Origin of the sequence: Nocardia paucivorans NBRC 100373, from assembly GCF_000308675.1 — a bacterium.
Lineage (GTDB): Bacteria > Actinomycetota > Actinomycetes > Mycobacteriales > Mycobacteriaceae > Nocardia > Nocardia paucivorans.
Genome location: NZ_BAGE01000040.1, coordinates 45,582 through 72,294 on the forward strand (window position 1 = coordinate 45,582; position 26,713 = coordinate 72,294).

A 26,713-nucleotide genomic window follows, 5' to 3' on the forward strand; every position below is an offset into this window, starting at 1 on the left:
TCAACCGCTGTTGCTCCGGTATCCGCCCAATTTTCGGCGAGTACCATGGGAGCATCTCGATTTCATCCGCCACTTCATCCGCCACGATGATCAACTCATCGGTGATCGTGGTGGTTTCCCCGTTGTGATGCACGAGTCCAGGCCCGCCCATCGACAGGCGTGAAGTCGGTTACCACCGTTCCATAACGCAGCTCGACACCCGAACCACAGCGAAGGCCGTGAGAATCTCCATCGGATCGCGGCGGCGCCAGAACCGATGACCACTACTCGGCATCCGCACACTGCACAGATTTCACCCGCAGGTGGTGAGGCGATGGCACTTCCGCATCCTGCCCGGTGCGGGGCGGCACATCCTGTACTCGACGCGGATTACGCGTTCGTCGACGGGGTCGTGTTCGTCGACAACGACGGTAGATCCTGTCCGGCACTCGGGTACCCGCTGCAATGACGCCTCGACACCCGTCGGCACACGATCCCGACCGCCATTCCGCGATCATCGCGGCAACCCGGCTGCTCGCCGAGTGGCGTCCGGTCGACCCATACAGTGGAACGCAGCACCACATGGTTTTCGACAGGCAAATCCTCGCGGATCTGATGCGACGGGTGGAGGATCGACATCAACGGCCGTTCTGGGAGGCGTTCCTGACGACGACAGAACACACCAAATGGACCGGTGCGTCGGAGTATGTGCTCTATCGCCACTTCGCAGCGAAGTTCTTCGCCGACCGGACCGGTGACGACGGCCTCGACGCAGCTCCTGACGATCGACACCCCCAGTTGGTGCTGCGACCGTGCGGGCAGTACGACGCCGAGGAGCTCCACGAGATATTCGGCGATCCACAGATGCACACGATCGGTGACGGACTCATGACCGCACGGATTGCAAAGGACCGATGGTCTATTCGGCCTCGCCACCGCCATAATCGAGTTCGGACTCGCGGTCCAACCGGGCGATGATGTCGGCGCGGAGCGCCTTCTTGTTCACTTTTCCCACCCCTATACGGGGTAACGCATCCACTTCGACGACCCGTTCCGGCAGTTTGAACCGCGCCACTCCGTGACCGTCGAGGAATCGGCGTATTTCGTGCAATCCCACGTCACCATTGCGTGACGACACGATGTACAGGCAGACGACCTCACCGAATACGGCGTGCGGCATGGACACGGCTGCTGCTTCCCGGATTCCGGGATGTCGGAGCACCAAGGCTTCCAGTTCGTCGGCCGAAATTTTGTTGCCGCCCCGGTTGATTACGTCCTTGACTCGACCCATCACCACGAAATTGCCTGCTGCGTCGGTACGCACCAGGTCGCCGGTGTGATAGAAACCGGCCGTGTCGAACGATTCGGCCGCGACTCTTGCGTGGTAGCCGCTGATCACCCCGGGGCCGCGAGCGAGCAGTTCACCGGTTTCGCCCGCCGGTACCGGTTTTCCATTCGTATCCACGATCAGAGTTTCGTCACCGGGAGACGACGGCCTGCCCTGTGTTCCGAAAATCACCTCGGGCGGATCGTCGAGACGAGTGAAATTGAGCAGTCCTTCGCTCATCCCGTATACCTGTTGTATCCGGCCGCCGAGAACGGCCTGTGCCCGTCCGGCGGTCGTTTCGTCGAGTCGCGCACCGCCGACCTGGAGGACGCGCAAGCTCGAGGTGTCGTACTCGCCGCCTTCGGCAATCTGCAACCATTGCCGCAGAACAGCCGGGGAAAGAGCGCAATGCGTAACCCGTTCTCTTGCCACGAGTCGCAGTGCGGCCTCGGGATTCGCAGGGTCCGCCAGCACGACTCGGCCACCGGTGGCGAGCGTTCCGAGCACGCCCGGACAACCGAATGTGAAGCTGTGCGTCGCGTGGAGCGCCGCCAGATATACGGCTCGGTCGTCCAATTCGGATACCGCGGCCGCTTGGCGTATCACGTGTCCGAACGCTTCGTGGGTACGTGGAATCAGTTTCGGCGCACCGGTGGTGCCGCTCGAGAGCAGATACAGGGCTGCATCGGAGGGAGACCTGGTTTCGACACCGGCCGTGGCGCCATCGACCCGGTCCGCCCACAGCGAGTCGAGATCGACTTCGTCTGTCCGTTCCCCATCGCCCGCAACGACAAGGGTATGTACCGAAGGATGCCTCTTCGCGAGACTTCGTGCCATCGATAGGTAGTCGAATCCGTGCCGCGCGCCCGGTACCGCGACCAACGCCGGATCTGCCGCGGCGAACACCGGATCGAGCTCGTACTCCCGCAGCGTCGGGGCTGTGAGAACGGGACGTGCACCTATCCGGATCAAGCCGAGAACCAATACGAACAGACCGATACTGTTGGGAAGTTGAACGACCGCGGTATCGCCCACGCCGATACCGATCCTGCGCAGCGCAGCCGCACAGGCGGTTACAGCGTCGTCCAGCTCACCACGGGTGATCCCGAGTCGTCCTTCGGTCAGTGCCGGCGAGTCCGATGGGTGACCACGTAGGACGAACTCGTCGAGAAATTCCTGACGCCACCAACCGGCGGCACGGTACGCCGCCGCTCGTATCGTGGTCGCGTCCGGCGTCATGATTCCATCGTGTGGCAACTCATCCCCTTGAAATGTAGGCCGAGCCTTCCTGGGACGGAAGGAACCCGGGCTCAGGTCGTTTCGGCCGAGAACCTGCGCGTGGACACATCGTTCGATTCGGTATCGGTGAGGTCGGCACGGCACCGGGAAGCACTCACGGCCACGGAAGAACGATACCGTTTATGTGATCCGAATATACTGCGCTGCACTGCAATTCATAAGATCAGGGTCGATGATCGGCCAATGACCCAAAGGGCCACACCGAGCTCTCCGGGAGAACCGGCGAGATCGTCGGCCGGCTCGGCAAGCTGTCCGCTCCTCGGATGGCGCATCACGCCTTTCGATTCCATCCAGAGATCGAGTGTCGATCACGTCTCGCCTATCGGAAGCACCTGGGCCGAGGGTCTTCGGCAGATTCGCCATCCGAATTTCGATCATGCGTTGCTGCTGCGCGGTTCGGTGATGGCGTGGCCTGCCTCACCGGCGGAGTTCACCTTCGATCGCCAACCGACGGACTCACCGGAGAGACGGTTCCCGCGCCGTCCATGTGTCCGTTTCACCGAGCTGCCGATCGGAACATCGCTGTGGTCCGGCAGAAAACCCGCCGAGCGGACCGAGATGATCACCGGGACATCGGCGGAATGCTCTGTTCGTACTGGAAGACATTGTGTGGGTCGTACTTCGCCTTGATCTCGCGCAGCCGCTCGAAACGCTGCCTCCCCCAATAGGCGGTCGCCCACTCCTGCATTCCGACGTTCGGCACGTTGACGTAGGCACCGTTCACATAGGGCCGCAGTGCCTGCCCGAACTCGGCGGTCCAGGCCTGGGCCTGCGAGGTCAGCGGGTCGCCGACACCTGGTTGGGTCGAACGGGTTCCCCAGGCCGCGCCGACCTCGCCATAGAAAAGCGCGTCGCGATGCGCGAAGGCCGCGCCGCCGGGGGGTTCGTTCCGGATCGCCCCACCGAAGGCATCGACGAAATAGTTGCTCTCCTCTGTGGGAGCATTTCGCATGAAGTCGCCGATGATGTCGATCGCCTTCTTCGGGAACCACTCTTCGGCGAACTGCGAGAAGAACTTCCAGTTCGCGGGCTCTTGCTCGAGCGGGATCTGGTCCTCCGCAAAGATGTCACCCCAGTTGCCGACCCGCACCGTGACATCGGGTGTGCCGATCGACAGGATCGGAGCGAGCATATCTCCGGCCTGCGCCGCCGCCCCCTCCGCAAGCCACGCGGACAGCAGGATCCGGGACTTGCGGATCTCGAGCTCGGACCCCAGCCGGTTGTCGGCGAACGGTACCGTACGCTGCCACGCTTCGAAGACCCCGTACAGGTCACCGAGCCCATCCCATGTCGCCTGCACACAGGCGAGGTGGTCGAGCGGATATACCTTGTAGGTGAGTTGTGTGACGATCCCGAAGTTGCCGTTTCCCGCCCCACGAAGCGCCCAGAGCAGGTCCGAGTGATGCTGTGGGTCCACGGTGATCACCTCGGCGCAGTCATGACCCGACGGCACGACGACCTCGGCAGCCATCAGGCTGTCGCAGGCCATGCCGAGCCATCGGTTGAGAGGCCCGAGGCCACCGCCGAGCGTCGCACCGCACAGGCTCACACTGCCCTCGCTCCCAGTGGTGACCGCAAGGTTCTGTTTCGCGAGTGTCGTCACTGCTTCCAGTTGGTTCAGCCCCGAACCGACCGTCACGGTACGAGCACCGGGGTCGACCTCCACCGACTTCAACCGACCGACATCGATCACGATGCCGTTATCGACGTTCGACCAGCCTTCGAGGGCGTGCCGACCGCTGCGCACCCGCAACGCGACGTCGTGCTGCCGTGCCCACGTCAGGGCGTTCACCACGTCCCGGGTGTTCTGTGCAAAGGCGATGACCATCGGGTAGTGCGAAAAGAGCTGGTCCCAGCCGAGTCGCGCCTCCGTATACGACGCGTCATCGGGGCGGACGATGTGTCCGGTCAGCATTGCGGGCGGGCATACCGGGCTTTTACTCGGGTGGCCCGCGGCCACAATTGCCGGGGTGCTCGCCCCCGCGCCATTCCGCGTATCCGCGGCCGTAAAGCCCGAGACGACGACTGCTCCGACGCCGGCCGCCGACGTCCTGAGCAGATCACGGCGAGAAAGATCGCTCACGGTCCCCATCCTTTCCATCGGACCACACCAGTACCGGCTGCCATATGAGCTCTACCCCTCGAGCGTCGGGCAATGTCTCGTGGACGTGGTTCTTCTTCGGAAACGGTGTCCGGGCGCTGTCCTGACACTTCTTTCTTCAACGCTGTGATCTGAGATTTCGCTCCGACCAGGGGGAATTGCGCTGATGACGTCGCGACCGTTACTGCCCTCCTGCACTTCTGGGGACGGTTTCGGTGGTCCGTTCACCCTCGTATCCGTCCCGGGCCCGCCAATGGTCACGATCGAGCAACCGACACGGCCGAGAGCCGTACACGGTATCCACCCGGTCTCGGATGGCCACCTCCTGGTTGTCCCGAAACGGCCCAGTCGGGATCTGCTCGACATCCCCGCAGACGACCTGACCGCTTGGCCCTCGCCGCGCAACGGGTCGCCGAGACGCTGAAGAAGGAGTTGGGAGTCGACGCCGCGTACCGCGACAAGACCAGGGACCGGCCGGTGCCGCCGTGGCGACCGGGCACGGCAGGCAACCCACCACGATCACTGATCTGTCGCCGAGCACGGGCGAGAACGTCCCGGACCACTGGAGAAACTGTTGTGTCGATGCACGGCCCGAACACTCGAACCGGCCTCTACCCGCAGTGCGGAACACAACTCACGAATGCCGGCCGGAATCGATATCGTGGCGTACGTGGATCCGGGCCGGGTCCTCGGCGGTGAGACGCTGGTGGAGTTCGAAGGCGTTCCGCTCGACGCGATTGCGCAGCAGGGTACCGTCGGTGTGGACGTCCCACACGGCAGTGCCGGTGAGATGCACCGGTCTGCCGTCGGGTTCGAGTCCGACGACGCCGTTGTTGTGTCCGGTCAGTTCCCATAGCGAGCAGACCCGAGAGTGCCGTCGGCGTTCTGGAAGGTCTCGAGAACGGTGAACTCGAGGTTGTGCACGGTATCGAGGAAGCGTCGGACCCAGGCCTTGAAGTCGACTCGCCCGTGGATTTCGGTACCCGCGTTGACGAGTACGAAGTCCTCGGTCACAAGTTCGTCGACGGCTTCGGGATCACCGGATTGCCATACGCGCGACCAGAAATTCTCCACGGCCGCGACTCCGTCGATAATGCTCATGGCGCTCCTTGTCGGGGTATGGCGCTCAGGGATGAGGCGGGTCGGTCGCTACGAGCCATCTGCGGCCTCGGCACCGTCGCGATACTCGGATGATGCGATGCCGTCGAGGAGATTGGCCACCAGTCCGTCGATGAACTGCTCTGTGACGGGTTCGTCGGGAATGAGGAGTCGGTGGTAGACGGCTCCCCACAGTTGGTCCACGAGAATCCGCACATCGACGTCGGTGCGGATCTGCCCGACCTCCTGGGCGCGTTGCAGACGTTCACCGGCGAGACGGCGGCGTTGGGACGAATACAGTTGCCGGAAAGCGGTTGCCAGTTCGGGATCGGTCTGGGACCGGCCGATCAATTCGAGGAGCGTCCGACCGCCGGGTGTGGTGGTCATGAGCTTCCGGAACGAGTGGAGCTGACCGAGAAGATCGGCGCGGATGTCACCGGTGTCGGGGAATGCGAGAGTCTCCTCGACGGCATGGAAGTAGCCGTCGAGCGCAAGCGCGCCCATGGAGGGCCACCACTTGTAAAGGGTGGTCTTGCTCACCCCGGCCTCGCGGGAGACCCGCTCATAGGTGAGGTCTGCGCTGCCTTCGCCGAGAAGGATCGACCCGACGGTGTGCAGGACGGCGGCACGCACTTCTTCGGCGGGACGACGCCCGCGGCCACGGCTCGTCGGAATCCGCATCGGGGTTTCCATCAGTTGATCTCCGGGTTCTCGATTCGATTGTCCCGTTCGGGGTCGTTGGTGTTCGGTCATGGGGAAGCTCCTATCGCGTTCGCAGGACGAGACCGGTTCGGCGGCCGGACCCGGAGGACAGCAGCTCTTGGATGCCGATCCGGTGGTAGAAGTCGTGGCGAATATGGTCGTAAACCGCGGATACGACCTCGCTGCCATCATTCGTCGGGTCGATCGTCACCCGGAAGGGGCATTCGCCATCGGGGAGGTCGGCGGTACGCACGATCGCATCGGAGACCTCGTCGACGGTATGCCCCCCGGGGAAGATATCGCTCAGTTTTTGCGCCATATCGACACGGAGGCGGCACGCGGTCAGACGATTCCGCCGTTGGGGAAGATGACCTGACCGTTGATCCAACGGGCCGGGCCGGCGAGGAAAGCAGCAACCTCGGCGATGTCTTCCGGGGTGCCGAGACGTTCGAGTGGAGCCAGCTCGGCGAGGTGTTCGATGGTCTGTTCGTCCTTGCCGTCGAGAAACAGCGAGGTAGCGGTCGGACCGGGCGCGATCGCGTTGACGGTGATGCCCTTTCCACGCAGTTCACGGGCCAGGATGAGCGTCAAATTCTCGACGGCGGCCTTGGTTGCCGCGTACGGGGCGTATGTCGGGTGCTGAAGGCGGGTCTGACTGGTCGAGACGTTGATCAACGCACCCCCGTTTCGAAGCCGGTTGGCGGCGAGTCGGGAGACCACGAAGGTGCCGCGGACATTGGTGCGGTACATCCGGTCGAGGTCGGCCAGATCCAGGGTCGCGACCGTCGAGAGCACCATGATTCCCGCGGTGTTGACGATGACGTCGATCCCGCCGAATTCGGCTTCGACCACGTCGAAGACCTCGGCCATCGCGGACTCGTCGGCAACGTCACCACCGACCGCGAGTGCCCGCCCACCGCCGGTGGTGATCTTCTCGACGATCTGCCGCGCTCTTTGGGCATTGCCGGCGTAGTGGACGGCGACCACAAAGCCGTCGGCGACGAGCCGATCGACCACGGCCCGGCCGATACCTCCGGTACCACCGGTTACGAGGGCCACGCGGGCGCTGCTGTCGACATAGGCCATGATCCACTCCTGTCCGCTTATATGAACGATAAGTCCATATAAGCACAATATGAACGATGCGTCCATTAAAATTTTCGATTGTTTCCCCACCATCGTTCGGGCAGCCGGCAGACCGCCGCAGGTGGATGGAGAAGCTGCCCGTCCGGTGTGCTCACCGATGAATACTCGGCCGGTTCGGCGATGTATTCGGCGATGTAGTGAGATAACGTCCCACCGCAGATTCCGCAGTTCGCGGCGCGCAGACGGCATGACGAACTCCGCCTATCGGTGAATACCGGCGTGGACGGCGAAATCGCAAGGCGGACCCGGGGGCTCCGTACACCGTTCCCAGAGGAGAAATCACAGGATGTACAAAGGTAACTCCTGAGGTTGTACACGGGTTGGTGGAGTCAACTGAAGACGGCTGCCGCTCGGCAGCACGAGTACGATCCGGTCCGAGGAGCTCAGGCCATGCATGCGATGACGACTTCGGCATCGGTCCGCCGCGAGATGCTGCGGCCCACCGGAACCTTGTGGAGTTCGTCGAGCAGGCGTGGCGCGCGCTCGGTCAATGCCGACGCGGTGGCTGCAGTGACCGACCCGGAGACGGGCCGCATCGCCTGCGTCGTGGCCGATGGTGTCGGCGACCATCTGACGGCTGCGCGCGCAGCACGTGCTTGTGCCGCGGTCGCCGCGCGCGTCGGTGCCCGTACCGGCGCACGGGCCGGAATCCTCGCGGCACAACAAGAATTGCTACGAGAATTCCCGCAACCGGAGGCAGACAGCGTGCTGGTCGTCGCCGTGCTTCCGGCACCCGGTCGACCCGACGCACCATGCGACATCGCCTGGGTCGGCGACTGCCGCGCCTACCGGTGGAACGGGCGAGTGCTGCACCAGACCACCACCGACCACACCGTCGCCGAGCTCTGGCGGGCTCGCGCGCGCTCGCCCGAACCCCGGATGGAGCACATGGTCACCACATCGATACGCACCGCACGCCCGTTCGACATCGGGTACGCGGCCACGGGATCGAGCACCGGCAGGCTACTGCTCTGCACCGATGGGGTGCACAGGTGTCTTGGTATCGCCACGATCAAAGCAATACTCGCGGACGACAGGTCGACCGGCTTCGCCGCAGACAGCCTGGTGGACACGGCACTGCGGAGGGGCGGAAGCGACAATGCCACCGCACTGATCGTGGACGGCGGACCGCTCCTCACCGGCCTGGACAGCGGTTCACTCGAAAGGCACGGATGAATGCGTTCGGCCCACCCGGCGATGCCGGGTGGGCCGACAGCGCGTGAGCGGAGCGCGCCTTGCTCACCACACCGGCCCGAGGCAAGGAGTTCAGGAGCCGCGTAGCTCGCGCTTGAGCAGCTTGCCGCTCTGGTTACGGGGCAAGGCGTCCACGAACCGCACCGCCTTGGGCACCTTGAACGGAGCCAAGCGCTGTTTGACGTGATCGATCAACTCGCTCTGGGTGAGCTCGTGTCCGTCCTTGAGTACGACAACCGCCGTCACGGCCTCGATCCATTTCTCGTCGGGGGTTCCGATAACAGCGACCTCGGCGATGGCCGGGTGCGTGTAGATCGCGTCCTCGACCTCACGCGAGGCCACGAGGATGCCACCGGTATTGATGACGTCCTTGATTCGGTCGACGACGGTGATGAAACCTTCGGCGTCCCGGGTGACGAGGTCGCCGGAATGGAACCATCCGTCACGGAAGGCCTCCTCGGTCGCGTCCTGATTGTCCCAGTACCCGAGGCACAGTTGCGGCGAACGGTAGAGGATCTCGCCGGGTTCGCCGTCGGGAACATCGTTGCCGTCGGCGTCGACGACCCGGGTCTCGACGAACAGCACCGGCCGCCCGCACGATGCGGGACGTGCGTCGTGTTCCTCGGGTCGCAGGACCGTGGCGAGCGGGCCGATCTCGGACTGACCGAAACAGTTGTAGAAGCCGAGTTCGGGATAACGGCTCCGGAGGCGTTCGAGGACGGTGACGGGCATGATCGATGCTCCGTACTGTGCCTTACGCAGAGACGACAGGTCGCGGGTGTCGAGATCCGGGTGATTGGCGAGCGGCACCCACACGGTCGGCGCGAGGAACAACGACCCGACGCGCTCCTCCTCCACGAACCGGAGGATCTCGGCGACGTCGGGAGCGGGCAGCAACCGAACGGTTGCGCCGACCGCGAAGTAGGGAAGCAGGAAGACGTGCATCGCGGCCGAGTGGTACAGCGGCATACACACGAGCGGATCGTCGTCGGCGGCCAGGTCGAGCGCCTCGATCGACGACATGTACTCGAAGATCAGGGCGCGGTGGGTCATCATGGCGCCCTTGGGCCTGGAGGTCGTACCCGAGGTGTAGAGCAGCTGCACGAGGTCGGTATCGGCCACCGGGACGTCGAGCGTCGGTATATCGCCGGACCGCGCCACCGACAGCAGGGACCCGTCGGCGTCGCGAAGGGGCACGACGGTCTCGGCGGGCACGTCGGCCAGTATCTGTCGAAGGTTGTCCGTCAGGGCCGGATCGACCAGGACGGCCTGCGCCGCCGACTGACCGAGCAGGTACGACAGTTCCTCACCGCGCAGCGCGTAGTTGATCGGCACATGCACCAACCCGGCACGCGCGGCCGCGAGATATCCGATGGCGTAGGCATCGGAATTGGTGCCGTAGGCCGCAACGCGGTCGCCTTTGCGCAGGCCACGGGACAGCAGATGAGCAGCAGCGCGCGTGACGGAGTCGTCGAGCTCTCGATAGGTGAACTGCCGGTCGCCGAACCGGAGCGCAACCCGGTTCGGATAGCGCGCCGCGGTGCGGCGCAGGATTCCGTCGACGGTACTCTGCCGCGGGTCGATATTCATGCAGCGCAGGTTATAGGGCGTCCAACTAAATAGTCCAGGGTTAAATAGTCCAGGGTCGATATACCGTCCACCGCGGCCGAGCAGGCGGAACAGATCGGTACCGCCGGGATCCGCACCGGTCCTGCGTGGGGCTGCTCCATGGCCGATCGCCGCCGTTCGGGCATTGCGCCGATCGGCCACGGTTTCAATAGGAGCCTATCTTCCTCGAGTGTTTCGGTCGGAACCGCTGCAGGGTGGCGATTCCTTCGAAGCGGAATCCTGTTCCGAGGCGACCACGGTATTCGTGGTGCTCGGGTACGCCTGCCGCGATATCGAACAGAAGAGCTGCCCGATTTCACGGCCGAAGCCCTCCCACCGGCGAAATGGTCGGTCGGTGTCGTGCCGGGATTCGCCGGCGGTTCATGCAGCCCATACCGTTCCGCGTGCCTCGTACTCGAGCATCTCCTCCAATCCGGCCACCACGTCGGCGCCGAGTTCGCGGCGGGTCAGCCAGATGGCCAGTTCCAGCCCGGAGGTGATCCCGCCCGCTGTCACCAAGTTTCCGTCGTCGACCACGCGCGCGTTCTTGACCAGACCGCCCTGTTGCTCGAGTGTGGCTCGGGCGCGGTGATGAGTGGTGCAGGGCCGTCCCTTCACCAGTCCCGCTGCGCCCAGCAGAATGGCACCGGTGCACACCGATGTGATGGTGAGGCCGTTTCGCGGGCAGTCCGCGAGCGCCCGTGGAAGGACGCCGCGGTCGATTTCCGACCAGATCCCTGGTTCGTCGCGTTGTGTGTAGCCGCCTCCGGGTACGACCACGATGTCCGCAGAGTGCGGCGCCCACGGTTTGGTGACCTGGATCTCGGTGCCGTATGCCGCGCGCACCAGCCCCGTCCGACCTGTTGTCACGAAGTCGACATCGACACTGCCGTCGGCGAGCACGCCCGCGGCGCAGAACACCTCGAAGGGCGCGATGAAATCCAACTCCTCGACACCGTCGTACATCACGATATGGACCCGCAGTCGCTCTTTTCGAGCGTTCTCGACCGGAGGGCTCGTGTCATCTTCTCCTGCACTCGGCGCGCAGGCCGCCACTAAAGGGGCACTGCCCGCCGCTGCGATCGCTTGCAGCGCACGCCTTCTGTCCATCTCTACTTTCTCGCCTCCTTACTCGTCGTCGACGGTTTTCTCGTCTGCGTGTTCTGCGGGCCCACCCGGGCGCGGTGGTGCTCACCCCGTCTCCCGGTAGGCCCTCGTCACCGAACCGACGAAGTCCCGGCCATCCACCCCGTCGTAGACGATCGTGTACGTGAAGATGTTCCGCTCCCCCGAAATCCATTGCGGGCGAGTCGAGTATCCCGGTGACCAGCACGGACGAACAGTGGCGTGAACGACACCTATGCGTAAGATCCGGCCATGCATCGTGTCGCTGTACTTGCCATCGACGGAGTGGTGGGATTCGATCTGAGCATCCCGTGCCAGGTCTTTTCCCTCGCGCCCGGATACGAAGTCCGCGTCTGCGCCGAGCCGCGCGTGACGGCGACCGCCGCCGGACAGCAGGTTTTCCGGATCTCCTCGCAGTACAACCTCGACGATGCCGATGACTCCGATACCGTAATCGTCCCCGGCGTCGACCTCGACCGGCCGTTGCCCACACGGGTCGTGTCCGTGGTACGCCGGGCCGCGGAGCGCGGCGCACGAGTCGCTTCGATCTGCACAGGGGCCTATGTTCTCGCGGCTGCGGGTTTGCTGGATGGCCGCACGGCAACGACGCACTGGGCTCTCGCCGACCACCTGGCCACCGAGTTTCCGGCCGTCACCGTGGATCCATCCATTCTGTTCGTCGACAACGGAAAGGTCCTGACATCGGCCGGTGTCGCCGCAGGGCTCGACCTGTGCCTGCACATGGTGCGGTGTGACCATGGCGCGGCTGTGGCCGCCGATACGGCACGAATGATCGTGATGGCGCCCCAGCGGGCCGGTGGCCAAGCGCAATTCATCGAACGTCACGAACCCATCGACAACTCCGATCCCCTGGGACCGGCCTTGCAGTGGATGCAGGACAATCTGGATACCCCGATGACGATCGCCGATATCGCCGCGAAAGCCTCGATGAGTACCCGCACGCTGTCCCGGCAGTTCCGTGCCCACACCGGAACGACCCCCGTGCAGTGGCTCGTCCACCGCCGACTGCAATACGCGCGCGAGCTACTCGAGACCACCGATCTCGCAGTGGAACGTATTGCTCGGGCCTCAGGGTTCGGATCGATCGAAACCATGCGACATCACTTCGCCCGGCATGTCGGCACCACGCCGACCGCATACCGCGTGGCATTCCAGCAGCGACATCCCCCGGCACATGAACAACGATACGAGGACGCCGACCGGCAGGCGAACCAACCGGCAACGATGTCACCAGGCGCCCACGCTGCCCGGCGGTCGGCCCAGGTGCCCCTCGGTTCCCATCGCGGCCCATGAATCGCAGTAACCCGATTCCACTGCCGACCCATCCCGGCGCCTGCCCGTCGTGGACACGGACGTCGCGACGGGGGCACTCGCGAGCGCGGCCGAGTCGGCGTGACAGGCACCAGCACCTGACAATACGATTGCGTCGGTATCGGGGCGCTGGGTCAACATTTCGTGTGCCACGGTTCCCAGTACGGCGACCGGGTCCGGGGCGTCGACATCCAACAGGTGTGAACCGGTATCGCGGACAAGCCGTTTGGCGTGGTCATAGGATTCGTCCCAGGTTTCGCCGTGCCGGATCACGGCCGCACCGTAGTACACGAGCTTCGACACCGCGAGGACGGCGGTGTTACGAGGCACCACCACCATCAGCGAAACCTCGACCTCCCCACAGGCTTCGACATAGGCGATGCCGTGGTTGCCGGATGAGGCGATAACGCAACGCGTTCCCACCGGCAGAGCCTCTACTCGATAACGCAGCAGTTGTGCTGCCCGATCCTTGATCGATCCCGTGTCCGGGGAGAGGTTTTCCAGCGCGAGACGCGGATCCACCGGTGTCTTCCAGACGAGGCCCCTGCTCAGGCCGACCATTCGGGTCAGTGGAAGACCGAACCCAGCGACGAGTTTCAGCACCTCCCAACGCTGTTCGGGGGTGGGCGCGCAGATGCGTGGATGCCATCTTCATCCCGCCGACCGCATCGATCTCTCGATACAACATGCCGATGGTACGTAGCGGATCGATCATTTCCCTTCCGATACGGGACCTGACGATACAGGCGAACGCATGGTAAGGCAGCGAATATCCGGTGATATTCGTGTCGGTAGCCGCTCGGGAAAGCCCGCGTCGGCCCCGGGACCGATGGGGCAGGGTGCAGCTGTCGCCGTATGCACGTCCACCGACCGACACGAGCACGATCGCGACCGACATCGCGCGATCATCGATCGATGTCGTGCGGATTGCCGTCAGGCACGGAACCTACGGGCGACGTCGGGCAGCGCGTCGGCCGGCCGATCGACGTGCTCGATGAGCGTGAATTGCGCCGGGGTGACCCGTACACAGTCGCCGTGGTCGACGCCGCCACGACGAACCGTGAAAATGCCGTACTTTTCCAGCAAATACCGGACGATGGCCTCATCGTCACCCTGAGAGGCCCGGCCCGAGATACGAAACGAGGTGATCGCTGCGTACATCGAGGGGTCCTCCGGTGTCAGGATCTCGATATTGTCGATGTGCCGGACCCGGTCGACCCAGTGGTTGCGCAGACGACGAAGCCGGGCCTGCTCGACCGATGCCCCGAGCTCCGCGTGACAGTCCAAAGCGGTATCCACGGTGAGAAATGTGGCTGCGTCCGATGTGCCGGAGTGCACCCGCGAGCGGATATCGTCGGCGGGATAGATCTCGTCGCCGAATGCGAGATCGATATCACCCAAGCGTTCCCGACGTATGTAGAGAAAACCGGCGCCGAGCGGCGCATTGATCCACTTGTGCAGGGAGAAGCCGACGAAATCCGCCCCCCCAGATCGGGAATGGTGAAATCGAGTTGTCCCCAGGAATGCGCGGCATCGACGATCACGTCCACTCCCCCGCTGTGCGGCCATGGCGACCACTTCCCGCACCGGCACGACCAATCCGGTGCGATTGTTCATATGACTGAGCAGCAGCAGCCCGACGCGGGGGTGATCATGCAGGGCCCGCGCGTAGGTGTCGAGAACCGCCGCACCGGCCATGGCGGCAAGCTCAAGCTTTCGCCCGATATCTTCCAGCTCGGCCTTGTAGGACGTTCTGAGCAGGTAGGAGTTGGACTCGTTGAGCCGGTCCATATTGGTCAGGTAGGCCTGCCGCACAGGGGCCGGCATGATCCCGTAGTAGCCGTTTTCCAGATTGACGATGCCGGGAGTCGTGGGAGACCGACTCGCCACCCGCGTCCAGAACCGTTCGTCGCGTGCGAGTTCCTCGGGGGTGCAACCTTCGGGCGCCACGACCGGTTCGACCTCACGCGCCGTGATCCCGGGCCGATCGCTGCTCGATCCCCCGGACACCGGTAGACCCGCACCTATGACGACCATGTACCGTGGCACGGTCGATGCCCAGTCGATGTTTTCGTGGATGACGTGCCCGAGGTCTCGGACGTATCGGCGAGTATCGAGGCCGAAGTTTCCGGTTCGTGCACTCAATGCGAGGAATCGACACATGATCCCGACCCCGGAGCGGGATTGCGCGATCGACAGCAACCTCGAGCGAACAACCGTCCTGTGCGGCGACAACCCCGATGATATTCCATTGATTCGTTTCACCCATGACAACGGTTTTGGCGAAGGAATGAAGGTCGTTGTCCAATGCCGCTATCAGTCCGGTCATCTCGGACAGCGCTCGAATCGTGGGATTGTTGTACTCCGGGTCGGGAATCTCGTAGCCACCCACCAGCTCGATTGTCACCGTGACCACCTCACCGGCGATCGAAGGCGAGAAAGCACAGGGCGAAGCCATCCGCCCATTGCCGCGGGTGGTCGATGACCACGGTGGCTGCCCGATAACGCGGGCATGTCGCGGAGGCCGGTTCGATTCCACCCCTGCCAGGGATAGTGATCGTGTCGACCGACGATAACGGTCACGAGGCCGTGGTACCCGATCGGCGCCCCACTCCTGGGTTGTCCGTAACCAGGCAGAGCCCGGCATATGGTCTTCGTCGACCTGGAGACCGCGCATCGGCCGGTACGGTTTCCGGATATGAGACGGTCGGGCATCGAGATCACCCGTGAAGCGTGACCGAGAACCGGTCAATCCTGTTTGTTCACCAGAACGGTCAGAATATCGCGAAGCTGAGCCATACGTTGCGGCCCCAGGGTGTTCTCCCAGTCGCGTTCCAGGGCCTGCATACTGTTGCGCAGCACGCGGGTGGCGGTGCGACCACGTGACGTGAGACAGACCAGCTTGGCTCGACGGTCGCCGGGATCATCGATACGAGTGAGATACCCTGCGCGCTCCAGTGTTCCGATGACCTGGGCAGCGGCTTGACGTGTCACGCCGAGATGGATTGCCAGGTCCGACGCCCGTAGGCCGCCACCCAACAGGAGCGGAAACAGCTGCAGGGCGTGACGCGGCAACAGGTCTGCCATACCGTTGGCGGCGAACGCCTCGGTCAACCTCAGACTGCTCGAACGAGCAAGGCGGTAGACCAACGCCGGCGGCGCAGCCGATGGAGGAGTAGCAGCTACATCACTCATCCCAGATATTCTGCCACTTGCATTTAGACAAGAGGCTTGCGTAAATTGATCCCGACGGTCGAACGGACCCCCACGTTCGGGTGGCATTCCTCGATCCCGCCACACCTCGGAGAACAGGAATGGTCGATGATTCGTTTCAGCGGATACCCTCTTGTCGCGTACGGACAACCGTCCTCGGCCCGATCGCTCGACCACGACATCCGCCCGTGAACACGTCCCAGGGTCACACGTTCCACCGGCACCGCGGGAACGCGGCATCGATGTACACGACACGACCGGGACGGCAGGATGTATACCGACCGTAACCGTCGAGCAGTGGGAGCTGCTCGTTCGAGGCGCCTCCGTACTGCATTCGCCGCATTGATCACCTCGCCGGAGGTATCGCTGTGGGATATCGTCGGCGGTGGGCGTGGTCTGGTGGACGTGGCATCGCCGCATCTGCTGTATGTCGTGGTGTATTCCCTGACCCGGGACGTACCGCTCGCGGTGTGCTCGGCGCTGCTCTGGAGCGCAGGCCTGGTACTGACGCGCGTGATCACCCGACAACCACGCCGGCAGTCGGCCGTCGGCCTGGTGCTGGTGGCGATATCAGGGCTGTTGGTCCTCACAACCGGCCATGAGACCGACTTCTACCTGCCGCACATACTGCGCAGCACGGCATGGGGTGCACTACTTTTGCTGTCGCTACTCGGTCGCCACCCCCTCGTCGGTGTACTCGTCGGTCCCGCGATCGGGGTACCCGACTGGCGCAAGGATCGGATTCTGCTGCGTGCCTATCGACAGTGCACCGCCATCTGGGCGGGGGTGGTCGTCATCCGTACGGCGGTGCACGTGTCGCTCTACTTCGCGAACAATGTCGTCGCCCTGGGGATCGCGCACATTCTCATGGGCGTTCCACTGTTCACCGTCATGGTGTATGTCATCCTACGCATTCTGCGTCGCGGCCACGCCGCCTACCGGGCCGGGCATCCCACGGCCTCGACATCGGCTTTGGACACGTAACGGACCCGGGGATAGTACGACCCCATACTCGATTCCGGGTCAGCGGGATCGGCATTCTGGATCGAGTGCCGGAAATCACCGCTCGGGAGCATGTTCCGCATGATCAGCAGATCCGATCCGGAGTCGGTGGGCAGCCATCCGATGCCACACTCGCCGGTGGCGTTCGCCGGACGATCGCCCGAGGACGAGGCGACGATGGTATAGCCGCCATCGGAGTCCAGGGTCGTCTCGTCGTCGACAACACATGCGGTCACGGCGGTCGATGCGGGGTTGTTGCTGCACAGCGACCAGTACCGCACCTGACCCGAGCCCATGACCGGCTGTTTGTGATATGTGGCTGGAGTGCTCGGCATCCTTGCCTGGATCACCGCCACCCGACCCGGTTCGAGCAAGGTGGCGAGATACTTGTTGTCCGGGTTGGAATAGAGGCCACCACCGGCGAACGGTTGCCAGTCCGGCGCGTGTGGTGGCGTCTTTCGCCCGGACGACCGCATCACCTGTCCGGACGAGTGCGGGGCATGAGGGTCGTGGGACGCGGTCGGCGCGATGCACTCGGGCAGGTCCCGGTGCGTTCCGTCGGGCAGATTCACGGAGAGACGGGGAAGTCCTGCACCGCCGGTGGCGTCGAAACCGGCATCGGGACGATATATCCGGTAGGCGACCGGGACATTACCGGTGATATCGCCCACATAGAGAGTATTGACCTCCGGATTCGGTGGCGGCGCACTCCTCACGACCCGGACGGTGTATCCACGCGCCGAACCTTCACGGTCGGCACCGTCACCGAACGGGTTCACACTGCCGCTATCCGCGGCGATGGCCTGGTCGTTGAGTGACCCCACCACATCCCGCTCGGAGTAGGCGGTGTACGACATGTACCGCGCGTGCGGAAAGGCCCCGTGAATGGTCAGACTCGCTCCGGGAATCGCCGGCAGAAAGGTCGTCCAGTAGTTGGCAAAGGTGTCCGGGAATGCGAAATTGATCGTATCGGCGCCTATCCGCGGACTCCACCCACAGGCAAGGTTGGCCACGACATCACCATCGGGGGTGGCCCCCGCCGGGACGGTCCCCATCGTGGTCGATGCAACCACCGCGCACCCCAGCGCTATCGCGATGATCGCCGTCCGCACGCCATGACGCCGCCCATCCGGCGCGACATCGGTTCCCGATTCGACATATGTCTTCCCTATACCCATGGACAAACTCCTGGACCATTCTCTTCAACTGGAGATTCGACAACCCACTATAGACAAGCCTCTTGCCTATAGTATGGGCGTCAGCGCATCTCCGCGCCGGCGTCGGGATGATCTCGAAAGTCGCGAGGCCGACGCGCCCCGATCGCACCGACGATCGGAGGCGTTGCGTATGCCGAGCAGATGGATACGGACGAAGGACCGAAAGCTTGACGATGGATTTTCTACGACTCCGGTTTCTCCGGATCGGAGGCCCACCGACCGAGCCCCTGGACGTGTCGCCGACCCTACGATGGCGGCGTGTAACCGTGGCGACCGCCATGGCCTTCGTGACAACCGCCTGCTCCGGTGAGGCGACCGTGGCAACACCCGACACTCTGCACGAATCACCTGCCACGGAAGCGGTCTTTCCCGGTGCGATATGGGAACGGGTGGCGCCATCGGACGTCGGCCTCGATCCCTCGAAACTGGAAACCCTCGTGTCGAAAGCCGCAGCGGCCGACTCGTCGTGCCTGGCCGTGGTACGGGACGGCAAGATCGTCATCGACGAGCACGGACCCGGACCGGATATGCCCCCTCGAGAGGCATTCTCGGTGACCAAGTCACTGACCGGACTCCTGGTGGGTGTGGCGGTCGGGCGTGGCGAGTTGTCCGTGTCCGACAAGGTCGCCGATTACATACCGCAGTGGCGGGGAACCCCCTCGGAGGCGGTGACGGTGGAACACCTTCTCACCAACACATCGGGTCGAGCATGGGACGCCGGCACCGATTACGGGCAGATGGCCATGCAGGCGACGGACAAATCGGCATTCGCCATAGGTCTCGGCCAAGAGGCCGCGCCGGGTACGACATGGGTCTACAACAACTCGGCGGTACAGGTGCTGGCGAAAGTACTCCATACAGCGACCGGGATACACCCGTCCGACTATGCCGCAGAGCATATCTTCGGCCCTCTCGGCATGAAGAACTCTCATCTGGGTCGCGACCGTTCAGGCGAAGCGATGACCTTCATGGGATTGCGCACCACCTGCCTCGATCTCGCCCGGCTCGGTCTCCTCATGCTCCACGAGGGAAACTGGAACGGCACGCAGATCGTGGACGCCGACTACGCTCGGGCCTCGGTGACCCCGAGCACCGACCTCAACCGCGGCTACGGTCGTCTGTGGTGGGTCAATGCCGAGGGACTCGTCGTCTCGCCCACTCTCGCGACCACCGGCCGAGATGATCGGAATACGATGATGGGGCCACTGGTCCCGAGCGCCTCGACCAATACCTTCTGGGCCCTGGGTTTCCAGAACCAGACTCTGGCCGTACTACCGGAATCGAATACGATCGCCGTCCGACTGGGTCCCGAACCATCCCCGCAAACACCTTTCGGTTTCCGCGAACTCACCACCGGTGTGCTCGAAGCGATACGGTGACTCGCCCCTTCGGGCGAGTGCCCATATTCCGGCATCGACGTATCTCCGCGGCATCCTCGGAAAGATCCTCGACGGACGGGTCGTGTATTGCCGCCGAAGAATGTGTTATCACCGTTTCTGTGGGGGGAAAAGCCAGGTCAATGCGGTAACACTCTTGTCGAAATACATCCTGTGCTCAGGGTGGAGCCCGTAGGCGAGGTCTTCGAAGACACTGCAGCGGGCATAGAACAGCGCACGGTCACCGATGGCCGGGTCGGCTGCGAATCGGGTTCGATAGCTGTCGAGCGCCGCGTCGAGGGCGGTGGGGCCCAGGTCACGGCAGATGAGACCGAAGTCGTAGGCCGCATCGACCATTGCCGCGTCGCTCCAGTCGATGATGCCGGAAACACGATGGGTTCGGGGATCGAGCAGGATATGCTCGACCCCCAGGTCGTTGTGGGAGAACACCGGACCCGCACCTTCGCTCGGAGGTGGGGTCGCGAGGAAGGACTCCACGGCCGGACGGTGTTGCTCCGGAACATGGTCGACGACGGCCGTGTAGTTGTCGACGGCCTCATCCAGCCATAGCCGTGGCGGCAGAACATCCTCATCGACGAGGTCGGCGATCTGCTCACGATCGGTCGTGTGCAGCACCGACAGCAGCTCCCCGAGCACCGCGGCGACGGAATCGGCGTGACCCGCCCTGATGGCGGCGGACAGGCCGATCAGGGGTTGCCCGGCGAGTCGCCGATAGGCCAGGCACCCATGTTCGGCGGCGACGAAGAGCGGCCGAGGGACGGGTACCGGCGACAGCCGTGCCACGACGGTCAGCAGCCGGCTTTCCCTGCGCACCGATTCGGACCGACGACCCCGGTCCGGGTCCTTGCCGAAACGAACGATCAACTCGTGGTCGACCTCGTAGGAGATATTGTCCTGCCCCTCGCCGAGAAATGTCACCGAACCGACCTGGTAACCCGGTATGTGAGCGTGGACGAGGGCGATCACATCGGCAGGCGGGACAAGTGGCTCTTCGTGCATTCCACGACCGTAACGATATGTCGTGCAACGGGCGAATCCACGCATCGATGGCGAAGCCTCGTTCACTTGATTTTCCCGAGCGGTCGAGATCGACCTCGCTGTGGTATCGAATACGATCGGGCCGCCCACAAGGTCGGTACCGGCGGGACCGGCTTCGACCATCTTCGCCGTATCATCCGCCGGGACCGCTGAGACACGATGGGATGAAGGCCGGTCGGCATCCGTGGGCGAGCCGGACCGATCGACAGCGATCACGGGGTTGCCGAATCCCCACCGAACTCGATACGCAACGTCGAAAGACTTCGACGCATCTTCAACCGACTCCATTTACGCTGCTCGGCCAGGGATTTCGGACATCGTTGCGGGGGAAAACGAACGCACGCAAGGATATTCCGCTAATCTGCAACGCGTGCCGGTCCGGAACACCGAGGCTCGGCGAGTCCCGTTCGCGCACCGACGAACTCGTGACATCGACCGGGCACCAGCGAGATGAGGAGGAGGCAAGGACTTCCGCGGCGTCATCGTTACCACGCCCGATCATCACGTCCCCCGGATCTTCCCTCGACCGGGTACCCGCCGGCGCGCCACGAATTGATCCAGTTGAACCGAACCGCCGTGTCTTCGGCACGGCGACTCATCGAAAGGCAGGTCCCACGATGACAACGACCTCGGCGTATTCCGCATCCCCGACCGGGCAGGAGGCTCGCGAGATCGACGCGGTCGTCGTCGGAGCCGGGTTCGCCGGCCTCTACATGCTGCACAGGTTACGGGGACTCGGTCTCTCGGTGCAGGTATACGAAGCGGGTGACGGACTCGGCGGCACGTGGTATTGGAACCGTTATCCCGGCGCACGCGTCGATGTGAAAAGCATGTACTACAACTACTCCTTCGACCCGGAGCTCGAACAGGAGTGGGAGTGGACGGAGAAGTACCCGCCGCAGCCGGAGTTGCTCCGCTACATCAACCATGTCGCGGATCGCTTCGACCTGCGTAAGGACGTGCAATTACGGACCAGGGTCACCGCCGCGGTCTACGACGAGTCCACCGCCCGGTGGCAGATCACGACCGATCGAGGCGAGGTCGTCTCGGCGCGGTTCGCGATCATGGCGACGGGCTGCCTGTCGGTGCCGAAGATGGTGGAGATCCCGGGCATCGAGAAGTTCCGAGGCCGCAGTTTCCACACCGGTAACTGGCCCGAGGAGGAGGTGGACTTCACCGGCCGGCGGGTCGCGGTGATCGGCACCGGCTCCTCCGGGGTGCAGGTCATCCCGCTCATCGCCGAAGCGGCCGAGGAACTCACCGTGTTCCAGCGAACCGCGAACTATGTTCTGCCCGCTCGCAATCACGCGATCGATCCCGAGTTCCAACGTGGGATCAAGTCCCGTTACCGCGAGGTACGCAAGGCCAACCGGGAATCGTCGTTCGGCATCGCGCAGCCCGAGGCCACCAAGGGGGCGCTCGAGGTCAGCGAAGAGGAGCGAAACGCCTTCTACCACCGGGTATGGTCGGACAAGGACAGCGAACTGGTCAGCATGCTGGTCGGATTCACGGACATACTCTCCAACGACGCCGCCAACGAGACCGCCGCCCAGTTCATCCGCGACCGAATCGCCGAGATCGTGACGGATCCTGCTGTCGCCGCGCTACTTCAGCCCACCGGCTACTTCGGCGTCAAACGCCCGGTTCTGGGGACGAACTACTACGAGACCTTCAACCGTCCCAATGTCCGGCTCGTGGACGTTCGCGCGACCCCGCTCACCGAGATCACCGAGTCGGGACTCGCGACGACGCAGGAGAATTTCGAGTTCGACGATATCGTCTACGCCACCGGATTCGACGCGATGACCGGTGCACTGGACGCGGTCGACATTCGCGGTCGCGCAGGCGTGTCGTTGCGAGAGAAGTGGTCCGCCGGCCCGATCACCTATCTCGGTCTCGCCGTGGCAGGCTTTCCGAATCTCTTCACGATCACCGGCCCGGGCAGCCCCTCGGTTCTGTCGAACATGATGGTGTCCATCGAGCAACACGTCGACTGGATCGCGGACGCAATCGAAGCAATGCGCTCCAAGGGCGTTACGACCATCGAGGCAGAACCCGACGCGGAGCGGGAATGGACGCGACACGTCGACGAAGTCGGTGATATGACGCTCTATCCGAAGGTGGACTCCTGGTATGTGGGGTCGAATGTGCCCGGTAAGCCGAGGGTCATGTACGCCTATATCGGCGGCGTCGGCGCATACCGTGAGAAATGCGACCAGGTCGCCGCCGACGACTACGCCGGTTTCACCCTGACTCGGTAACCGAGGCCCCGGGGTGGTCGACGCTGCACGGCGCGCCACCCCGGGATGCCGAAATCTCCACCTGAGGGGCAAGTACCCGAGTTCTACACAATCGAGCCACGGTAACGGATATGGGCGCACTCGGACTGCGCGTCGGTGGCGCCGGGATTCGAAACCGGTGGCGTGGTCGCGAGCAACGTGATCTCTGTCAGATGAGACGCATCGGTGGGCACGCCGGAAACCGAACCGGTAGCGCCGCCAATGCGCGATGGAACTGCCCCTGCCGCCAAGGTAGTTGGTGCGCGGGCATTTGCGGGCGGATATCCGGCAGGGCGTCGAGTAGCATGTCGATGCCCTGCGAGGCAATCGTCCGAGCAAGAGACTGGGCCGGGCAACTGTGCGGGCCGGCGCCCCAGGCCAGGTGTGATCGATTACCCCTGCGGTCACCGGCCGCGACGGCGGGATCGTTGTTGCATGCGGCCAAACTGATGACCACCGGTTGATCGGCCGGTAGCCATGTATCGCCGACGAGTTGCGGCTGCCTGGGGTAGCTCACGCACCAGTTCGCCAGCGGCGGGTCTTCGAACAGCACCGCATCGATGGCATCCCGGGTGGCCATGGCACCGCTGAGGACCTCTCCTCCGTATTGCTCGTCGGTCATCAACAGCAGCAGCGCATTGAGGATGAGATTGCAGGTCGGCTCCGTACCCATCGAGAACAGGAGCGCGGATTGGTTCACCATTTCCATGGGATCGAGCCCGTCCGGGTGCTGTAACAGCGCCGACGTCAGATCGTCGCCCGGTTCGGCCTCCTTCTGTTGGACAACACCGATCAACGCCTGAGTGAAACGCTGCTGTCCTTCTTCGGCGTCCACTCCCTCCAACATCGCCGCCATCCCGAAGTAGGCCTCGGCCGCGGCATCCTCGGGAAAGCCCATCAACTCACTCAGCACCCGAAAGGTCAACGGAAACGCATAGTCGGTTCGCAGGTCGGCGGTACCACGTTCACAGAAGTCGTTGATCAGCGCATTGGCGATCCGGGTGACCGTGTCGTGCACCTTGTGCAGGTCGACGGTGTTCACTGCCGCGATGATGGTGCGGCGGTAACGTTCGTGTTCCAACCCCGCAGTACGCATCGCGTTCTGCCGGTAGCCCAACATCGGCAGCATCGGGGAGTCGGCGGGGGCGTTCTTCTCCCATCGGCGTGGATCGGCGGGAAAATGGGTCTCGTCGTTGAGGATTTGCATGGCCACCTGATAACCGATCACAAGTGTCGCCGGCACTCCCGGAGAAAGCTCGATCGGCACCAACGGGCCGTGACGTCGCATATCTTCGTAGAAACGATGTGGATCGGCCGCGAACGAAGGGGCGTCCAGCCGAATGTGCGAGTCGGCGGACGGCGGAGAACCGTGCGGGGCCAAGGACTCCTTCTGCAAAGCCGGATCTGTACTGCTCAACGCGTGACCCCTCCGCGTGGTGCCGTGTTGTCTCCCCTTCGTCCCACTGCGGAACGTCCTGGCATCCTATGTATCGGCATGATGGGGCATGTTACCGGGAACAGTTGCATCACAGCATCTTTGATGTAACCAACGTTGCGACTCGTCGCACCCGTTGGCACCGGCAGTGTGTCGGCCCAGGATTCCGGACACCGCACCCGAGGCCATGGTCGGCTTCGCAAGACCGGAACGCTCCGGCGTGAACACCGCTTGTTCCACCGAAACGCAAACACCGGTTCGTCGAAGCCGACCCATATTCCCGCACCGTCTCGAGAACCGATCGAAAACGACGTGATCACATACGGATTGCATCATCGCCGCGCGATCGGCGATGGGTGCGAATCCCGATATCGGTCGGACCGAACCATCCCTGCCGGGTACCGCCGGCCCTACGCCGTAATCAGGTGTTTCGACGAGATCACCGCGGCGGAGTCGGTCGGCGACATCCGCAAAACGCGCTCGATGTCACGGTATTGCCGATTACGAGCAGCCCGAGGTGGTATACGAACTCGACCGTATTCCAGTGAGTAGGTGCTACAGCCAGATCTCCTCGGCGCGTTCGACGGCTTCCAGGGTGAAGTAGTCGCCGGTCTCCAGGTCCTCGAGCAAGGTGGCGTGTGTCGGCGTCCAGCCCAGCAACGCCTGGGTGTGCTCGCTGGATACGGGCACATCGAGGGAGAACAGTGTGGCCAGAAATGGGTTTCCGAGGTGTTCGACGGCCTGATCGAGGGACAGCGAGGCGGTGGGGATGTCGAGGATCTGCGCAATCCGTTCCGCGATGCTCGAGATCGTGACGGCGCTTTCTCCGGTGCCGTGCAGCACATTGCCGGCGGGAGCTTTCTCCAATGCCGCTCGAAAGAGGCGGGCGGCATCGGCGCGGTGCACGGCCGGCCAACGATTGGCGCCGTCACCGATATAGGCGGAGACACCCGCTCTGCGCGCGGCCGCGATGAGTGCCGGGACGAACCCGTGGTCGCCTGGACCGTGCACGGTCGGCGCAAGTCGCACAACGCAGGCACGAACCCCTCGATCGGCGAAGCCCAGACAGGCCTGCTCACCCGGGAGACGGAAGGCGGCGACCGACCGGGGATCCGGCGCGTCCTGTTCGGTGCCGACCCTACCGGGCGTCATAACCAGCGTGCCCGACGTACTGACGAGTGGCTTGCCGGACCCGACCAGCTCCTGCCCGAGCGCTTCGATCGCGGCGCGGTCACGCCGGATGAGGGCCTCCGGATCGGCGAAGTCACCGCCGAAGGCCATATGCAGAACACCATCGGCGCTCCGGGCGCCCTGGCGCAAGACATCGAGGTCGTCCAGGGAACCACGAAGTGGTGCGGCTCCCAGCGCCTCCAGTCGTGCCGCGGCGGTCTCCGAACGCGCCAATCCGGTGACGGTGTGACCGGCTGCGATGAGCTCGGCGATGACGGTGGGACCGGTCTGTCCGGTACCTCCGGTAACGAAGACATGCATGAAGACCTCCAAGGTGATGCCATCGACCGACGCTTTTTAACGCCATTAACTGACATTAAACGTTATGCCAGTTAATGGCGCAACGGTGAACGGACAACCGTCACGTTGCGGTAATCTCGCAGGATGCCACGCAGCGGAGCAGACGCGCGGCGCCGCCTACAACAGGCGGCCCTGGAGCTGTTTCAGGAGCAAGGGTTCGACCAGACCACAACGGCGGAGATCGCCGCCCGGGCCGGAGTGAACGCGCGCACCTACTTTCGGCACTTCGCCGACAAGCGAGAGGTGCTCTTCGACGGCGAAGCCGACCTACGCATCGCGCTGATGCAAGCGATCACCCGGGCACCGGAAGGACTGGAACCATTCGAGGTACTGCTGCGTGCATTCCGGGCCTCCGCGCAGATGCTGGCGGACAACCGACCGTTCTCCGAACCACGGTGGAAGGTCATTGCCGCAACCCCGGCTCTGCACGAACGCGAACTGGCCAAATACGCCCGGCTCACCGACGCCGTCGCGGAGGCACTTCGCCACCGCGGCATCGGCAACGCTCGGGCCGATTTGGCCGCCCGGACCGGATGGGCCGCCTACCAGCACGCGGTCCACACCTGGATGGCGGATCCCTCGCAAAGCCTGGACACGTATCTCTGCCGCGCCTTCGACGAGCTACGCACTCTCTCCCTCGCCATCCCACCATCGGGTCCGAACCCAGAGCACTGACCTCGCGCACCTGTGG

Annotated in this window: 23 protein-coding genes and 1 pseudogene; 8 read left to right on the forward strand and 16 right to left on the reverse strand. The window is 63.8% G+C overall.

The features are described from left to right. Positions 1 to 898: 898 nt before the first annotated feature. Complete coding sequence (locus tag ON32_RS11295; protein ID WP_083874330.1) at positions 899 to 2,545, reverse strand: (2,3-dihydroxybenzoyl)adenylate synthase; 1,647 nt, start codon at positions 2,543 to 2,545, stop codon at positions 899 to 901. 622 nt (positions 2,546 to 3,167) lie between these two features. Further along, positions 3,168 to 4,688: an FAD-binding oxidoreductase gene (locus tag ON32_RS11305; RefSeq protein WP_040790880.1), complete on the reverse strand. Its 1,521-nt coding sequence runs from the start codon at positions 4,686 to 4,688 to the stop codon at positions 3,168 to 3,170. Positions 4,689 to 4,959: 271 nt separating this feature from the next. On the opposite strand from ON32_RS11305, the pseudogene ON32_RS30020 reads away from it, so the two are divergent. Next, positions 4,960 to 5,216: pseudogene (locus ON32_RS30020) on the forward strand (HIT domain-containing protein); the annotation flags it as partial. Between the two features lie 130 nt (positions 5,217 to 5,346). Beyond that, positions 5,347 to 5,562, forward strand: coding sequence for a hypothetical protein (locus ON32_RS30025; protein WP_245550975.1), 216 nt, complete (start codon positions 5,347 to 5,349; stop codon positions 5,560 to 5,562). Here the strand turns inward: ON32_RS30025 and ON32_RS30030 are convergent. The 4 genes from ON32_RS30030 to ON32_RS11325 form a co-directional block, all read right to left on the reverse strand. Beyond that, positions 5,550 to 5,807 carry a nuclear transport factor 2 family protein gene (locus ON32_RS30030; RefSeq protein ID WP_245550959.1) on the reverse strand — a complete coding sequence of 86 codons (258 nt, stop codon included), beginning with the start codon at positions 5,805 to 5,807 and terminating at the stop codon, positions 5,550 to 5,552. The genes ON32_RS30025 and ON32_RS30030 overlap by 13 nt on opposite strands. A gap of 48 nt (positions 5,808 to 5,855) precedes the next feature. Then, entirely contained in the window at positions 5,856 to 6,485 is a 630-nt protein-coding gene (locus ON32_RS11315; RefSeq protein WP_051133140.1) for a TetR-like C-terminal domain-containing protein, read from the reverse strand. A gap of 82 nt (positions 6,486 to 6,567) precedes the next feature. Beyond that, positions 6,568 to 6,825 (reverse strand): hypothetical protein, encoded by a 258-nt coding sequence (locus ON32_RS11320; RefSeq protein ID WP_040790817.1) that lies wholly within the window; start codon positions 6,823 to 6,825, stop codon positions 6,568 to 6,570. A gap of 23 nt (positions 6,826 to 6,848) precedes the next feature. Next, entirely contained in the window at positions 6,849 to 7,592 is a 744-nt protein-coding gene (locus tag ON32_RS11325; RefSeq protein ID WP_040790818.1) for an SDR family oxidoreductase, read from the reverse strand. A 459-nt stretch (positions 7,593 to 8,051) separates the two neighbouring features. Here ON32_RS11325 and ON32_RS11330 point away from each other — a divergent pair, with 459 nt between their 5' ends. Beyond that, positions 8,052 to 8,828 carry a PP2C family protein-serine/threonine phosphatase gene (locus tag ON32_RS11330; RefSeq protein ID WP_245550960.1) on the forward strand — a complete coding sequence of 259 codons (777 nt, stop codon included), beginning with the start codon at positions 8,052 to 8,054 and terminating at the stop codon, positions 8,826 to 8,828. Between the two features lie 90 nt (positions 8,829 to 8,918). On the opposite strand, the gene ON32_RS11335 is transcribed toward ON32_RS11330, so the two are convergent. Both ON32_RS11335 and ON32_RS11340 read right to left on the reverse strand, forming a co-directional pair. After that, entirely contained in the window at positions 8,919 to 10,436 is a 1,518-nt protein-coding gene (locus ON32_RS11335) for an acyl-CoA synthetase (RefSeq protein ID WP_040790819.1), read from the reverse strand. Between the two features lie 399 nt (positions 10,437 to 10,835). Beyond that, a complete protein-coding gene (locus ON32_RS11340) occupies positions 10,836 to 11,564 on the reverse strand; it encodes a DJ-1/PfpI family protein (protein ID WP_040790820.1) in 729 nt (242 codons plus the stop codon). Between the two features lie 267 nt (positions 11,565 to 11,831). On the opposite strand from ON32_RS11340, the gene ON32_RS11345 reads away from it, so the two are divergent. Beyond that, entirely contained in the window at positions 11,832 to 12,893 is a 1,062-nt protein-coding gene (locus tag ON32_RS11345; RefSeq protein ID WP_083874331.1) for a GlxA family transcriptional regulator, read from the forward strand. Here ON32_RS11345 and ON32_RS11350 read toward each other — a convergent pair. From ON32_RS11350 to ON32_RS11360, 4 genes are all read right to left on the reverse strand, one after another. Further along, the gene (locus tag ON32_RS11350; RefSeq protein ID WP_040790821.1) at positions 12,828 to 13,514 is read right to left on the reverse strand and encodes a PLP-dependent lyase/thiolase; all 687 of its coding nucleotides are present in this window, start codon (positions 13,512 to 13,514) and stop codon (positions 12,828 to 12,830) included. The two genes, ON32_RS11345 and ON32_RS11350, sit on opposite strands and share 66 nt — an antisense overlap. 330 nt (positions 13,515 to 13,844) lie before the next feature. After that, positions 13,845 to 14,921 (reverse strand): aminotransferase class V-fold PLP-dependent enzyme, encoded by a 1,077-nt coding sequence (locus ON32_RS27025; protein WP_157224165.1) that lies wholly within the window; start codon positions 14,919 to 14,921, stop codon positions 13,845 to 13,847. Beyond that, positions 14,875 to 15,588, reverse strand: coding sequence for a terpene synthase family protein (locus ON32_RS30835; protein WP_373284291.1), 714 nt, complete (start codon positions 15,586 to 15,588; stop codon positions 14,875 to 14,877). Before ON32_RS30835 ends, ON32_RS27025 begins: the two co-directional genes overlap by 47 nt. Before the next feature lie 71 nt (positions 15,589 to 15,659). Further along, positions 15,660 to 16,106 carry a MarR family winged helix-turn-helix transcriptional regulator gene (locus ON32_RS11360; RefSeq protein WP_051133129.1) on the reverse strand — a complete coding sequence of 149 codons (447 nt, stop codon included), beginning with the start codon at positions 16,104 to 16,106 and terminating at the stop codon, positions 15,660 to 15,662. Between the two features lie 360 nt (positions 16,107 to 16,466). Here ON32_RS11360 and ON32_RS11365 point away from each other — a divergent pair, with 360 nt between their 5' ends. Then, entirely contained in the window at positions 16,467 to 17,108 is a 642-nt protein-coding gene (locus ON32_RS11365) for a DUF3159 domain-containing protein (RefSeq protein WP_040790823.1), read from the forward strand. On the opposite strand, the gene ON32_RS11370 is transcribed toward ON32_RS11365, so the two are convergent. After that, positions 17,060 to 18,304 carry a hypothetical protein gene (locus ON32_RS11370; protein ID WP_157224167.1) on the reverse strand — a complete coding sequence of 415 codons (1,245 nt, stop codon included), beginning with the start codon at positions 18,302 to 18,304 and terminating at the stop codon, positions 17,060 to 17,062. The genes ON32_RS11365 and ON32_RS11370 overlap by 49 nt on opposite strands. Before the next feature lie 317 nt (positions 18,305 to 18,621). On the opposite strand from ON32_RS11370, the gene ON32_RS11375 reads away from it, so the two are divergent. Continuing rightward, positions 18,622 to 19,722, forward strand: coding sequence for a serine hydrolase domain-containing protein (locus tag ON32_RS11375; protein ID WP_157224168.1), 1,101 nt, complete (start codon positions 18,622 to 18,624; stop codon positions 19,720 to 19,722). Positions 19,723 to 19,830: 108 nt separating this feature from the next. On the opposite strand, the gene ON32_RS11380 is transcribed toward ON32_RS11375, so the two are convergent. Then, a complete protein-coding gene (locus ON32_RS11380) occupies positions 19,831 to 20,739 on the reverse strand; it encodes a phosphotransferase family protein (protein ID WP_051133141.1) in 909 nt (302 codons plus the stop codon). Positions 20,740 to 21,395: 656 nt separating this feature from the next. On the opposite strand from ON32_RS11380, the gene ON32_RS11385 reads away from it, so the two are divergent. Then, the gene (locus tag ON32_RS11385; RefSeq protein WP_040790826.1) at positions 21,396 to 23,039 is read left to right on the forward strand and encodes a flavin-containing monooxygenase; all 1,644 of its coding nucleotides are present in this window, start codon (positions 21,396 to 21,398) and stop codon (positions 23,037 to 23,039) included. 187 nt (positions 23,040 to 23,226) lie between these two features. On the opposite strand, the gene ON32_RS11390 is transcribed toward ON32_RS11385, so the two are convergent. Together ON32_RS11390 and ON32_RS11400 are read right to left on the reverse strand one after the other, a co-directional pair. Further along, positions 23,227 to 24,474, reverse strand: coding sequence for a cytochrome P450 family protein (locus tag ON32_RS11390; RefSeq protein WP_051133131.1), 1,248 nt, complete (start codon positions 24,472 to 24,474; stop codon positions 23,227 to 23,229). A 573-nt stretch (positions 24,475 to 25,047) separates the two neighbouring features. Further along, positions 25,048 to 25,983, reverse strand: a complete 936-nt coding sequence (locus ON32_RS11400; RefSeq protein ID WP_040790829.1) for an SDR family oxidoreductase — start codon at positions 25,981 to 25,983, stop codon at positions 25,048 to 25,050. Between the two features lie 123 nt (positions 25,984 to 26,106). Here ON32_RS11400 and ON32_RS11405 point away from each other — a divergent pair, with 123 nt between their 5' ends. Beyond that, the gene (locus ON32_RS11405) at positions 26,107 to 26,697 is read left to right on the forward strand and encodes a TetR/AcrR family transcriptional regulator (protein WP_040790830.1); all 591 of its coding nucleotides are present in this window, start codon (positions 26,107 to 26,109) and stop codon (positions 26,695 to 26,697) included. The last annotated feature ends 16 nt before the right edge of the window (positions 26,698 to 26,713 follow it).

What these genes read in the sequence shown, in the direction of transcription:
- ON32_RS11295 (WP_083874330.1), bottom strand. Translation starts at nt 2,545, where the DNA reads ATGACGCCGGACGCGACCACGATACGAGCGGCGGCGTACCGTGCCGCC.
- ON32_RS30025 (WP_245550975.1), top strand. Translation starts at nt 5,347, where the DNA reads ATGCCGGCCGGAATCGATATCGTGGCGTACGTGGATCCGGGCCGGGTC.
- ON32_RS30030 (WP_245550959.1), bottom strand. Translation starts at nt 5,807, where the DNA reads ATGAGCATTATCGACGGAGTCGCGGCCGTGGAGAATTTCTGGTCGCGC.
- ON32_RS11315 (WP_051133140.1), bottom strand. Translation starts at nt 6,485, where the DNA reads ATGCGGATTCCGACGAGCCGTGGCCGCGGGCGTCGTCCCGCCGAAGAA.
- ON32_RS11320 (WP_040790817.1), bottom strand. Translation starts at nt 6,825, where the DNA reads ATGGCGCAAAAACTGAGCGATATCTTCCCCGGGGGGCATACCGTCGAC.
- ON32_RS11325 (WP_040790818.1), bottom strand. Translation starts at nt 7,592, where the DNA reads ATGGCCTATGTCGACAGCAGCGCCCGCGTGGCCCTCGTAACCGGTGGT.
- ON32_RS11330 (WP_245550960.1), top strand. Translation starts at nt 8,052, where the DNA reads ATGACGACTTCGGCATCGGTCCGCCGCGAGATGCTGCGGCCCACCGGA.
- ON32_RS11335 (WP_040790819.1), bottom strand. Translation starts at nt 10,436, where the DNA reads ATGAATATCGACCCGCGGCAGAGTACCGTCGACGGAATCCTGCGCCGC.
- ON32_RS11340 (WP_040790820.1), bottom strand. Translation starts at nt 11,564, where the DNA reads ATGGACAGAAGGCGTGCGCTGCAAGCGATCGCAGCGGCGGGCAGTGCC.
- ON32_RS11345 (WP_083874331.1), top strand. Translation starts at nt 11,832, where the DNA reads ATGCATCGTGTCGCTGTACTTGCCATCGACGGAGTGGTGGGATTCGAT.
- ON32_RS30835 (WP_373284291.1), bottom strand. Translation starts at nt 15,588, where the DNA reads ATGCGCGGTCTCCAGGTCGACGAAGACCATATGCCGGGCTCTGCCTGG.
- ON32_RS11360 (WP_051133129.1), bottom strand. Translation starts at nt 16,106, where the DNA reads ATGAGTGATGTAGCTGCTACTCCTCCATCGGCTGCGCCGCCGGCGTTG.
- ON32_RS11370 (WP_157224167.1), bottom strand. Translation starts at nt 18,304, where the DNA reads ATGGGTATAGGGAAGACATATGTCGAATCGGGAACCGATGTCGCGCCG.
- ON32_RS11375 (WP_157224168.1), top strand. Translation starts at nt 18,622, where the DNA reads ATGGCCTTCGTGACAACCGCCTGCTCCGGTGAGGCGACCGTGGCAACA.
- ON32_RS11380 (WP_051133141.1), bottom strand. Translation starts at nt 20,739, where the DNA reads ATGCACGAAGAGCCACTTGTCCCGCCTGCCGATGTGATCGCCCTCGTC.
- ON32_RS11385 (WP_040790826.1), top strand. Translation starts at nt 21,396, where the DNA reads ATGACAACGACCTCGGCGTATTCCGCATCCCCGACCGGGCAGGAGGCT.
- ON32_RS11400 (WP_040790829.1), bottom strand. Translation starts at nt 25,983, where the DNA reads ATGCATGTCTTCGTTACCGGAGGTACCGGACAGACCGGTCCCACCGTC.
- ON32_RS11405 (WP_040790830.1), top strand. Translation starts at nt 26,107, where the DNA reads ATGCCACGCAGCGGAGCAGACGCGCGGCGCCGCCTACAACAGGCGGCC.